General features: G+C 38.3%; 10 protein-coding genes. 4 read left to right on the forward strand and 6 right to left on the reverse strand.

The window, feature by feature from the left end; translation table 11 throughout:
- Nucleotides 1–18: 18 nt before the first annotated feature.
- A complete protein-coding gene (locus H6G25_RS17045; protein WP_190393516.1) occupies nucleotides 19–660 on the reverse strand; it encodes a hypothetical protein in 642 nt (213 codons plus the stop codon).
- 245 nt (nucleotides 661–905) lie between these two features.
- On the opposite strand from H6G25_RS17045, the gene H6G25_RS17050 reads away from it, so the two are divergent.
- A complete protein-coding gene (locus tag H6G25_RS17050; RefSeq protein ID WP_190393517.1) occupies nucleotides 906–2,624 on the forward strand; it encodes a diflavin flavoprotein in 1,719 nt (572 codons plus the stop codon).
- Between the two features lie 282 nt (nucleotides 2,625–2,906).
- Nucleotides 2,907–4,619 (forward strand): diflavin flavoprotein, encoded by a 1,713-nt coding sequence (locus tag H6G25_RS17055; RefSeq protein ID WP_190393525.1) that lies wholly within the window; start codon nucleotides 2,907–2,909, stop codon nucleotides 4,617–4,619.
- Nucleotides 4,620–4,722: 103 nt separating this feature from the next.
- On the opposite strand, the gene H6G25_RS17060 is transcribed toward H6G25_RS17055, so the two are convergent.
- The 3 genes from H6G25_RS17060 to H6G25_RS17070 form a co-directional block, all read right to left on the reverse strand.
- A complete protein-coding gene (locus H6G25_RS17060) occupies nucleotides 4,723–5,952 on the reverse strand; it encodes a DUF445 family protein (protein WP_190393518.1) in 1,230 nt (409 codons plus the stop codon).
- A gap of 10 nt (nucleotides 5,953–5,962) precedes the next feature.
- Complete coding sequence (gene ubiE, locus H6G25_RS17065) at nucleotides 5,963–6,652, reverse strand: bifunctional demethylmenaquinone methyltransferase/2-methoxy-6-polyprenyl-1,4-benzoquinol methylase UbiE (protein ID WP_190393519.1); 690 nt, start codon at nucleotides 6,650–6,652, stop codon at nucleotides 5,963–5,965.
- A gap of 600 nt (nucleotides 6,653–7,252) precedes the next feature.
- Nucleotides 7,253–7,750: a bifunctional nuclease family protein gene (locus H6G25_RS17070; RefSeq protein ID WP_190393520.1), complete on the reverse strand. Its 498-nt coding sequence runs from the start codon at nucleotides 7,748–7,750 to the stop codon at nucleotides 7,253–7,255.
- A 398-nt stretch (nucleotides 7,751–8,148) separates the two neighbouring features.
- Here H6G25_RS17070 and H6G25_RS17075 point away from each other — a divergent pair, with 398 nt between their 5' ends.
- On the forward strand, nucleotides 8,149–8,808 hold the full coding sequence (locus H6G25_RS17075) for a riboflavin synthase (RefSeq protein WP_190393521.1): 660 nt from the start codon (nucleotides 8,149–8,151) through the stop codon (nucleotides 8,806–8,808).
- 73 nt (nucleotides 8,809–8,881) lie between these two features.
- Here the strand turns inward: H6G25_RS17075 and H6G25_RS17080 are convergent, their stop codons facing one another.
- Together H6G25_RS17080 and H6G25_RS17085 are read right to left on the reverse strand one after the other, a co-directional pair.
- Nucleotides 8,882–10,432 carry a M23 family metallopeptidase gene (locus tag H6G25_RS17080; RefSeq protein ID WP_190393522.1) on the reverse strand — a complete coding sequence of 517 codons (1,551 nt, stop codon included), beginning with the start codon at nucleotides 10,430–10,432 and terminating at the stop codon, nucleotides 8,882–8,884.
- Between the two features lie 90 nt (nucleotides 10,433–10,522).
- A complete protein-coding gene (locus H6G25_RS17085) occupies nucleotides 10,523–11,338 on the reverse strand; it encodes a biotin--[acetyl-CoA-carboxylase] ligase (protein WP_190393523.1) in 816 nt (271 codons plus the stop codon).
- A 105-nt stretch (nucleotides 11,339–11,443) separates the two neighbouring features.
- Between H6G25_RS17085 and pgeF the strand changes: the two genes are divergently transcribed.
- Nucleotides 11,444–12,223 (forward strand): peptidoglycan editing factor PgeF, encoded by a 780-nt coding sequence (gene pgeF, locus H6G25_RS17090; RefSeq protein WP_190393524.1) that lies wholly within the window; start codon nucleotides 11,444–11,446, stop codon nucleotides 12,221–12,223.
- Nucleotides 12,224–12,517 lie beyond the last annotated feature (294 nt).

Here is a 12,517-nt window from a genome sequence, read left to right on the forward strand (position 1 = left end):
TTTTTAACTTTTAATTGTTTATTCGTTCCGCTTACCTTGAAGATTTTCCCTACCAGGTGAATTTTCAATTGCTGCTAACGCTCCTGCTGCTCCTGCTAAAATATCCTGTTCCGTTCCCCCTAAATAAAGTCGGCCAAAACTACCCACAGCTTGAACTTCCAGAATATTAATTTGTGCTGCTTTTTCTGCTTCATTAGCTGCTAGTGCTGCGTAAGCTGCTGGTTCAACTTCTAATACGTACAGAGTTTGTCCTGCTAATAACAGTTGTCCTCGACGAGTACGGTTAATCAATTGAGTTTGATACGCGTCAATATTGCGGATAATCTGACTAGAAACCACACGAGGTTTGAGACATTCCTGCTTTTTCACGCCCAAAAACGCCAAAATCGCATCCCCAGCGGCTCGTGTTTCCCCCTGAGAGCCAGAATGTACCTCTAAAAGTCCGTATAAACGTTCTACTACTTGCACTCCGGGACGGACAGAAGCAGATTTGAGGGCTACGTCCGTAATCTTGTTGATTTCGATACCAGGGGAAATCTCAATCCATAAGGATGTATCCCCTGGTAATGGTAAGAAACCCTGGGCTACTGTTCCCATATATGCAGCGTGTTGAGGTTGCAGGTTGTCTAGAAATACGAAACTGCGTAGTTCTATGCCCAAAGTCTTAATTCTCCAGTCATGAGGGTAAATGTCTTTTATTGCAACATAAAGAGTTTACCGTGAAAGTGGACTGATTTGTTAGTTGTCCGTGGTCAGTTGTTAGTTGTCAGTCGTTTTTTAATTTTTTTGCAGCTATTATTACACTTTTAATTTTCCAAAATATACTTTTCATTACAGCTTTAAAAAAAAATAATAGGGAGAATGGGGGGCAGAAGAAATAATAGTTTATTTGCTGTTGTGAAATCATGGTAGCTATCTCAGAGAACATTCAGAACCGATTAACTATACAAACTGTAGAAATTGCCCCCAATACCACCGCAATTCGCTCTCTTGATTGGGATAGAGATCGTTTTGATATTGAATTTGGGTTACAAAATGGTACAACCTATAATTCATATTTAATTAGGGGTGAACAAACAGTTTTAATTGATACTTCTCATCAGAAGTTTCGTCAACTTTATTTAGACACTCTCAAAGGTTTAGTTAATCCTAAAAATATTGATTATATCATTGTTAGTCATACTGAACCTGATCACAGTGGCTTAGTAGAAGATGTTTTACAATTAGCTCCCAGAGCAACTGTTTTAGCATCAAAAGTGGCTTTACAATTTCTAGAAGGTTTGGTACATGAACCTTTTTCTAAACGCATTGTTAAAAGTGGAGATCGGATTAAAATCGGTCAAGATCATGACATAGAATTTGTGAGTGCGCCAAATTTACACTGGCCAGATACTATCTTTAGTTTTGATCGCAAAACCCAAATTCTCTACACCTGTGATGCTTTTGGGATGCACTTCTGTGATGATCGCACTTTCGACGAAGATTTAGAAGCCATTGAAGCTGATTTTCGCTTTTATTATGATTGTTTAATGGGTCCAAATGCTCGTTCTTTGCTAAATGCAATGAAGAGAATGGGTGAACTTGGTAAAATTAAAATTATTGCCAATGGCCATGGTCCATTGCTTTATCATAATCTTGATATTCTGACTGAATTTTATCAGCATTGGAGTCAGAAACAAACGAAAACAGAAACTACTGTCGGTTTATTTTATGTTTCTGGTTATGGACATAGTGATCTTTTAGGACATAGTATTTCTGAGGGTTTACAAAAATCCGGTATCGGTGTGGAAATATTGGATCTTAGCACCGCAGAAAGCCAAGAAATTCAAGAGTTAGCAGGAAGATCATCTGCTTTAATTATTGGTATGCCTCCTACTAGTGCAATTAAAGCACAAGCCGCAATTAGTTCTCTATTAGCAGTTGCTAAAAATAAACAAGTAGTTGGTTTATTTGAATCTTATGGTGGAGATGATGAACCAATTGATACTCTTAGACGCAAATTTATTGACTTAGGTATTAAGGAAGCTTTTCCAGCTATTCGGATCAAAGAAACACCTAATGAATCTATTTATAAACTGTGTGAAGAAGCGGGAACTGGTTTAGGACAATTGTTAGTACGAGAACGCAATATTAAACAAATCAAAGCTCTCGACGTGAATATGGAAAAAGCGTTGGGAAGAATTAGCAATGGTTTATATATTGTTACTGCTAAAAAAGGTGATGTTAGTGGTGCAATGATTGCTTCTTGGGTAACACAAGCTAGTTTACAACCTTTAGGTTTTACTATTGCGGTTGCTAAAGATCGCGCTCTTGATAGTTTACTGCAAATTAATGATCGTTTTGTTCTCAATGTTCTTGAAGAAGGAAATTATCAAGACTTGAAAAAACATTTTCTTAAACGTTTACTTCCCGGTATTGATAGATTTACAGATGTAAAAATCCAAATTGCTAAAAATGGTTCACCTATTCTTAGCGACGCACTCGCATATATGGAATGTGAAGTTATTAATAGTATGGAATGTAGTGATCATTGGATTTTATATTGCATTGTTAATGATGGTAAAGTTTCTAAACCCGATGGTATTACAGCAGTTCGTCATCGTAAAGTAGGAAATTACTACTAATTACAATAAATAATGGATAATAAACAATAAATTAAGTTTTATTATCCATTGCTAATTGCATTTAATCCATTGCTAATTGCATTTAATCCATTGTTAATTGCATTTAATCCATTACTTATTTTTAATTGGTAATAATTTATTATCAATTATTAATTGTTTCTTATCTAGATAATTATTTACTCGTTGCAGATCATTAATATGTCAATTCCAGATTCTTTTTCTAACGCTGTTGAATCAGCTAAAAATTGGGTTTCTCAAGTTTTTTCACCTCAACAGGTATCTATGAATGATTCTCGACCCAGAGATGTACAAATTTTACCTATTGGTACTAACACAAAAGTTTTAAGAGCGCGGAGTAAATCACGACTCAGATTTGAAATTGAATATGCACTAGAACGCGGTACTACTTCTAACTGTTATTTAATAGAAGCAGATAAAATTGCTATTACTGACCCACCAGCGGAAGGGTTTACAGAAATTTATTTAGAAGCGTTACAAAAAACAATTAATGTTCAAAAATTAGATTACATAATTTTAGGACATTTTAACCCTAATCGTGTTCCAACGTTAAAAGCAATTTTAGCAATTGCGCCACAAATTACTTTTGTTTGTTCTCTTCCTGCTGCTAATAATTTACGTGCGGCTTTCACTGACCAAGATATTAAAGTTTTAGTTATGCGAGGAAAAGAAATACTAGATTTGGGTAAAGATCATGTTTTAAGATTTTTACCTACTCCTAGTCCTCGTTGGCCAGAAGCACTTTGTAGCTATGATCAAAAAACGCAAATTCTGTTTACAGATAAGTTATTTGGCGCTCATATTTGTGGTGAAGAAGTATTTGATGATCACTGGGAAAGCTTTAAAGAAGATCAACGCTATTACTTTAATTGTCTTATGGCTCCCCATGCGACACATATAGAATCAGCTTTGGAGAAAATTTCTGATTTACAAGTGAGAATGTATGCTGTAGGTCATGGACCTATAGTACGTACTAGTTTAATTGAATTAACAAAATCTTATCATGAGTGGAGTCGCGCCCAAAAAGATAGAGAAATATCTGTAGCACTTCTTTATGCTTCTGCTTATGGTAATACTGCAACTTTAGCACAAGCAATGGCGCTAGGATTAACAAAAGGTGGAGTTGCGGTTAAATCTGTTAATTGTGAATTTGCTTCTGCTGATGAAATTTGTACTACTGTAGAACAAGCAGACGGTTTTATTATTGGAACTCCTACTATTGGAGGACACGCACCTACACCTATTCATACTGCTTTAGGTATTGTTCTTTCTACGGGTGATAATAGTAAACCTGCGGGAGTATTTGGATCTTACGGTTGGAGTGGTGAAGCTTTAGATTTAGTAGAAGGTAAACTTAGAGACGCTGGATATCGTTTTGGTTTTGATACTTTGAAGGTAAAATTTAAACCTGATGAAGTAACTCTTAAATATTGTGAAGAAGTGGGTACAGATTTTGCTCAAAGCTTGCGAAAGGCCAAGAAAGTCCGCGTTCCCCAACAAGCAGCAACCCCTACGGAACAAGCTGTAGGCCGGATTATCGGTTCTGTATGCGTTATTACAGCTAAACAGGGGGAATTTTCTACGGGGATGATGGGCGCATGGGTGTCTCAAGCTACGTTTAATCCACCGGGAATTACGGTAGCGATCGCCAAGGATAGAGCGATCGAATCTTTATTATATCCTGGTGGTAAATTGGTGCTGAATATCCTCCCTGAAGGTATTCACGTGGAATATATGAAACATTTCCGCAAAAATTTCCAACCAGGAGAAAACCGCTTTAGTAACTTCCCCACAGCGGAAGCGGACAATGGTTGTACAGTATTAACCGATGCTTGTGCATACTTAGAGTGTTCAGTACAGCAGCGGTTAGAATGCGGTGATCATTGGGTAATATATGCAACTGTAGATAATGGTAAATTACTTAAACCTGATGCGATAACTGCTATTAACCACCGGAAAACAGGCTCATATTATTAACTCAAGTTGTTAGTTATCTAGTTGAGGCTGGTAATGGGTAATTGGTAATTGTGGGGTGGGCTTCTAGCCCGCCCAAAAATACATAAACTAGGTACTTTATAGATTAATTAAAGAATAAAAATCCGGTTTGTAATACACCAACAAAAAACCCTAAAATACCACCTAAAGTCACAATTGCTTGTAATTCATTTCTGACAATTCCTTCAATAGCGTCTTCTAGTTCAGCCGGTGGTGTAGCTTTTACTCGTTCTACAATTACTTGATCTATAGATAAAATGGGAATTGTTTGCGCTACAATAATTTCTAAATCTTTCTCTAGATACTTTTCTAAAATTAAGGTCAAATCCCCAGAAACTACTTCTAAAGAAGTATTGACAACTGGTGAATTACTCAAGCGATTTAGTAATATAATAGATATCCTTTCCCAGTCAGCGGATTCTGTTAATTCTTTGAGTAAATCACTACCACTATTTTGCAGGTATTGACGTACATTATCTCTAATAGTTTTTCGCAGTTGACGTACAGTACCGACGGGGAGATTTTGTAAAGATAAATTCTGTAATAATCCCTTAATGCGATCGCGCATTTTTAGATCTTTAATTAATTCTTGTAATCGTTCATTGGTCGCTTCTTTTTCATCTAAACAAAATGTCCGTAACCGGGTTAGAGTATTCTTTAAACCGAACAAATTTGCAACTACCCAATAAGTACCACTGGTTTTTTCTCGAAAGCTTTCATCAATAGTTTGAATTGTCCGATCTGTTAAGAAATCAATGATAATTTGTCGTAATCTATCAGGAGGTAAAACTATCTCTAATAACCAATCAGCTAACCGGTTAGACTGTTCTTCACTAAGTTGAAATTCTAGTAATACCTTATCAAATATTTGGTTAATTTGAGTTTCTAAAAATGTTTCCTGTCGTGCTAATACCCTCAAAAGACGCGGTAAAGATTCACCCAATAAATCCCGTAAAATTCCCGCTACAATTTTAGTAGTACGGGGGTTTTTATCATCTCTAATTTGCTCAAATAGCAGACGTAATAACCACAGAACTCCTCCTTGTAACCGTTCAGGTTGTAAAAGTTTTCGCGCTAGATTTTGCAGTTCTTCTGGAGTCAGTAGGGACTTCATAATCGCATTAGCAATATTTTGTCCTAACCGCTCTTGATTACTAGGAATTAACCCAGGAGTAAATGGTACTCTTTTCCCAAAAACATAAACTGGTTTGTAGGGACGAAACAGCATTTTTATGGCTATATCGTTAGTATAATAGCCAATTAATCCACCCAGAATTGGGGGTGATACATATAATAAGATTTGAGACAAATCCACGGCTTTTGGATTACCTAATTACTACTAATACTCCCATCATACCGTTCGCAATGGGATAGTGTCTAACTTCCTGAAAACCAACCTGACGCGCTAACTCTATCTGCTCCCTACCCGTGGGAAAGCGGTCTAAACTAGGGCTAATATAAGCATATTCTTCCTTTAAACCAAGATTAGTGGCTATAGGAACTACACAATTATCTAAATACCACTGTTGCACAGCGCGTAACTGTTGATGACTGGGACGATGAAAGTCTAAAATCGCAGCTTTAGCTCCTGGTTTAAGAACACGGTATATTTCTTGAAGACTTTTGATAATATTTTTAACATTTCTTAATCCATATCCCATAGTAGCTGCATCAAAATAATTATGATCAAAAGGTAAATTTAATACATCTCCTTCTACCCAATTAATCGGAGGTTGAGGATAATAATTTTTGCAGCGTTCTTGAGCATTATTCAGTAAATTAGGGGAAAAATCAACTCCATAAACCTTTCCTGTCCTTCCCACACGACGTGCTAAACGAAAAGTTAAATCACCCGTACCGCAACATAGATCTAAGCTAGTATCACCAGGTTTAGCAGCGCTCCATTTGACTGTCATTTCTTTCCAAATTCGGTGTTGTCCTAAACTTAATTGATCATTTAGTTGATCATATACGGGAGCAATGCGGTTAAATATAGTACGAATTTCGTTACTCATTTTTCAGGAAAAAAGCATAATTTTAATTTAAACCTGATCATACCAACTGACGGTTTCAACTGGGCGATTTTTACCTTGTAGGGTGCGTTAGCGACAGCCTAACCCACCGTTAATACATTTATTACAAAATCTGATGTGCTTAGAGAATTGATTAGAAAATTAAGAATTACAGAGGTTTTCGCTCTTATGAGGTACATCCTAAGCCCCCTCCTCGCACCCCCCTCAATCCCCCCGCTGCGGGGGGAAGAAAAGGATAAACTTTTGATATTGGAGGGGGTTGGGGGTGGGGTTCTTGTACCTCATAACATCGGGAAGTGCTGTAATTAAGAATTAATTAAGAATTAATAAAAAGCCGTCCTAGAAGGACGGGGCTTGTATCCCATTATTTTCGGTCAATCACTTAGAACAGATCAGTAATAAGACAAAATTAATTACACAAAAATACCGACTGAAATCCTTGACTAGCAAAGAAGTGGTAAATAACTAATATGTAATTAATTCTGTCCAGCTAATTAAATAACTATTAAAAATTTCTAAAAAGCTTTTTTTATTTGCTTTTTTAATTTTCAATTGTTAATTTTTCCTTTTGATAAACCGATATTAGCTTTCACTATTTCCAAACCGCTTAATTAAATCCTCGGGACGGAGATTAGAAATAAATTCGCGGAAGGCCTCCTGTTCAGCTTCATCAGCATCACGATCTACGGGGATAGAAGCATCAGCAACTACTTCTTCCATGACCCAAATCGGGGTATTTGTACGGAGTGCAATAGCGATCGCATCACTGGGACGAGCATCAATTTCTTTTTTGACATCCCCTTGCTGAAGAATTAACGCAGCATAAAAGGTATCCTTTTGGAGAGTATGAATAATGACTCTATCCAAGGTCATATTCCATGCTTCCAGCATATTCACCATCAGGTCATGGGTTAAAGGTCTAGGAGGCTTTTGATTTTCCATAGCCCCCATAATTGCTCTCGCTTGTTCTTGACCGATGTAAATGGGCAAAGCGCGACGATCTGAACCATCCTTCAGGAGTACAATCGGGCTGCGGGTGATGGCATCTAATGCTATACCAGCGACTTTCATTTCTATCATTGGTTCAGCCTCTAAAATACTTGAATCGCTTGGAACTATGTAGCAGACAATACACTTTTGGGAAAATTAAAAATTAATAATTAAAAATTAAAAAAGCAGATTAAACGAGCTTTTTAGGAATTTTTAATGGTTTGTTGACTGTTGTTGTGGTATCCTAGCAATCAGGTATAAATAAACCCATTTCATACCATATTAACAACTAATTTATTTATCCGTCATATTTTATCCTTCTTTAACCTTTTAATTCAAGTATGCCTTGGGATTGATGTTAATATGTTAATATTCATTTAGCAAAATCGGGAAAGCAATTAAACTTACGGACTTTACATTTTTTCCGAGAATTATGAGTTGATTTCCGCCAAAATTAAGCAATAAATAAAATTAGTTTCGGAAAAGCTGTGTTTACAGGATTAATTCAAGGTTTAGGAACGATAAAACCCCATTCGGGAAATTTGTGGCAGATTAGTTATCTTAGCCGCCTACAGACAATCGTTCAGGACTTGGCCTATGGTGATAGTGTAGCCGTAGATGGAGTCTGTCTGACAGTTGAGGAAATATTAAAAGATGGATTTATTGCCACCGCTTCACCGGAAACCCTCGGCCGCACAACATTAGGTAAGGAAGAAACTCAGCAAAGATATGTCAACTTAGAAACGTCTTTGCGAGTAGGCGGTAAAGTCGGTGGTCATTTTGTCATGGGTCATGTAGATGGAATTGGTCAGTTAATAACATCTAAACAAACTGCTAGCTCCTGGGAAATGACCTTTGTTGCCCCAGATGCGATCGCTCGTTATATTGTTCCTAAAGGTAGTATTGCTGTTAATGGTATCAGCCTAACGGTCGCTGAATATAAATCAGAGTTATCTCAATTTACAGTCGCAGTCATACCCCTGACTTATGCCGAAACCAATCTGAGTCATTTACTCCCAGGGAGTTGGGTAAATTTAGAAGGAGACATATTGGGTAAATACGTGGAAAAATTTCTCACTCCTGGAAATAATCACCATCAACAAGAGGAAATTACAACTGCATTCTTAGCAGAAAACGGGTATTTGTAGGGAGAATTAACTAGAAATGGGGAATAATTATCAACTGACAATTATTCCCCATTCCACCTCTTTTCTACCCTAATTACCGAGCTTGGGCTATTCTTTGAGAAGATTGTATCAATTGACTGAGGCCACCCTCTAACTGTACACCTGGGTCAACAGCAACCCATCCATTTTGGGTGAGGTGACGGACTTCAAAGTGCAAGTGAGGTCCTGTAGAGTTACCAGTGCTACCAACTAGGCCCAGGACTGTTCCCGGTTCTACCCATTGACCGGGTTGAACAAAGATTTCCGACATATGACCGTAGAGAGTTTGTTGAGCCGAACTGTGATTAATAATTACAGCTAAACCATAACCACCAACCCAATTAGCAGTTTCGACTTGACCTTTAGCCGCCGCTAAAATTGGCGTTCCCGCGGGCGCACCTAAGTCTGTACCAGCGTGAAAGCGGCTATCACCTGTGATAGGATGAACCCGCCAGCCAAACAAAGAAGTAATTGGGGCGGCCATAGCTAGAGGAAAAATCATTCCCGAACCGCCAGCGCCACGATAGGCAATGGTATGAGTATAAGGAACTTCTGGCAATACTGATGCCAGGGAGAAGTTATAAGACACCATACTAGGACGAGGAGCAACATTGCCCTCCATCATTGGCGCTGGTAAAATACCCACCTGGGGAGGGACTGGAGTAGTGCTGACAGTTGTAGCGCTAAATTTCTCAGGACGGGGGATAAGGTGATGACGATAGGCGGCCTTTGTATGACTGCTGATATTAGTTCTATTTTCAATTTCTCTTGGCTGCCAATTATTGCGAGTCCGACCAATTTTGCTCCCATTCCTAACAACAGCCTCAGCAATATTCTCCCTCTGTTTCTTATTTGTCGTTATAGGTGTCCAGGCTGATTTTTTGCTCGATAACACCGTCGGTAGTTTAGCGGTTTCACTTCGTTTCAGCCAAGTCGGTGATGACCTTTTATACTTTGCTATAGAAGGAATTTGACTGGGCTTGGTGCAAGCACCCCCTGCTAAAATTGTTTGACAACCCTGATCCCGTTCTGTCACTACTACAGAACTTGGTGATTCATATTTGCCCGTGTCAGCATTGTTGTACTCAGTCGGATCAATATAATTGTTGTTGTAATCCTTTGCTTTACTCTCTGCATCTATGATATTGATATTATTTTGAGCCGTATTCGCCGATTGGGAGACTTCTGGGAGTTTTTTGACTATTGAGTCAGCTTCACTAACATTAGCGGTCTGTTGAGCATTTTCACCCCTGGATTTTCCATCTCCAATAACTTGTATTGTGGATCTACTTCTGCTACTTAGCCTTTTTTTCAGCGTAGCAAGGCGAGCAGAAAAATCTGTGGTTGCCTGTGCTTTTGGTGACACAATAGTTTCTTGATGTCCGGGACTGGCTGCTGCTGTTGGCAGGGAACTCTTAAGGGAACTCTTAATAGTTGGGACAATTTTGTCTATTGATGAAGTTTCACTTGCAGTCACAAAACCGCTACCGATAAGACTAAAGCTAGTTAGTAAACACAAGCTTCGTTCAGGTAGTTTAGAAGCAAAACCTTTACTCATACCACATAGGTAAAAATTTTTACGAGCAGATTGATGATGCTGCGTCATTTGTTCTCTTTTTTTGTGTGTAATAAAGCTGATGAAATCATGTCATTATCGGATATGCTGTTACAGTAGGTAATATTTTTAACAAAAATATCATTGAACCGAAGCTTGAGGATAACCCAAACTGATTGTACCTGGTTGGCAGGAAATTTCTGATGTTACCGCTGCTTTTGGCTCACAATTTGTTATTCTTAACCGGAGATTACCCTCTTCAGTTACACCAACTACTGTACCTAAAAGATTGTTGACATAAACATGATCACCCATATTTGTCAGTAGATCAAGATAGTGAGACAAAAGTATACTTATTCCCTCTACCTGTAGACAATCTATACCGGACTTAATTCCTAGTAAAACCTTTGAAGTTAGCATTTCCAGGTGATCTATCATCTGATGATCCTGGGAATTAAGCCAAAGTTTCAGATTAATTCCCGTGGCTGGAACAAGATTATCCCAGTTAATGCCAACACCAATAATGGCTTGAGAGATTTGTCCTTTATTGACTTTGGTTTCCGTTAAAATGCCGCCTAATTTGCGACCATTTAATACTAAATCATTTGGCCATTTTATGCCCAGGGGTATACCACATTTTCTTAATTGTGCTGTAATTCCCCAAGCACTAGCCAGGGTAAGCTGATAACTGCTGGTAGCTTCTAATTGAGGATCTATTGCCATTGAAAGATATAGCCCACCAGTGGGAGACTGCCATTGACGGCCCCATTGTCCTCTGCCAGATGTTTGTTGGGTAGCAATTACTACACAACCAGGCTTTTCTCCTTGATCAATGAGTTGCCACAGGGTTTGATTTGTGGAAGATACTGTGTTAAAAATATGTAAGGAGAATGGTAAGTCTTGATGCTCATATTCTACTTTTAAGTTGTCTACCAAAAGTTGCTGATTAAATTCCACCGCAGTTCCCCATAATTCAAAATTTTCTTGGCAAATCTTTTTTGGCTGTTGTTCAAGTTAGCATTGATTAAAGATGGTTAATTTTCTGTTGAGGTTTGGTTAAAAATGCACACTTGGCATTGGCACAATTGGGAAGGTCTACCTTACCTGACTTGTAATCTTCTAAAACCCTGGACTCATGGTTTCTTTACCCAATGGTTTTGGCCACGTTCACCCCATGAGCTAACTCAGGCACTACAACCAGGGGCTTTGGCTTATCGTTTAAAACAGGTTCATGGCAATACTGTTTTGACTCCCCAGGAAATTCATCATTATGTTAACACCAGTGATGATGATTTGGCGTTAGCAGACGGCTTAATTACTCAGCAACCTTTACAAGCTGTGTGGGTAGCTTCTGCTGATTGTACACCTGTTTTGATTGGAGATGTCAAAACAGGACAAGTAGCGGCTTTACACGCTGGTTGGCGCGGCACTGCGGCGAAAATTGTCCCTAAAGCTGTTAAAAGAATGCAAGCCCACGGTAGTAGTTTAGCAGATTTGCGCGTGGCAATGGGTCCAGCTATTGCGGGTGAAGTTTATCAAGTTGCTGTGGAAGTGGCTGCGGAAATAGGCTCAACAATTGTACCACATAATAACCCAGAAAAAATTATTGCCGCTTTACATGATTTACCCAATTCACCTTTACTTGGAGATATAGAACCAGGAAAAGTTCGTTTAGATGTGCGTCAGGTAAATACTTTGCAGTTAGAACGGTTGGGAATTAGTTTAGAACAAATTGCGATCGCTCCCTATTGTACTTTCCAAACTCCAGAACATTTCTTTTCCTATCGTCGAGAAAAGCAGAAAAAGGTGCAATGGTCCGGAATTATCAGTATAAGTAAATAATAACATCTTTAAGCGCAGCCTTAGTAGTTGGTTATATTGATTAGGGTGAGTTTGAACCTGAAAAATTGCAGAAAAAAGACAGACAAGATTCTTTGACTTTTTTTTGGGGGTGCTAGGGCTAATTAACAGTAACTCAAAAGCTAACAATTAATAACAATTAACTACTTATGCTTCCTATGCCAAGTCACACCTCTATGGTAACAATATTGGAATTTTGTTGTAAAATATCTTCATGCTACTAGGATTCAAGACAGAACTCAAGGTAAACAAGCAACAAAAACTACTACTGGCACA

The sequence above is a fragment of the Dolichospermum sp. FACHB-1091 genome (assembly GCF_014697585.1).
Classification (GTDB): Bacteria; Cyanobacteriota; Cyanobacteriia; order Cyanobacteriales; family Nostocaceae; genus Dolichospermum.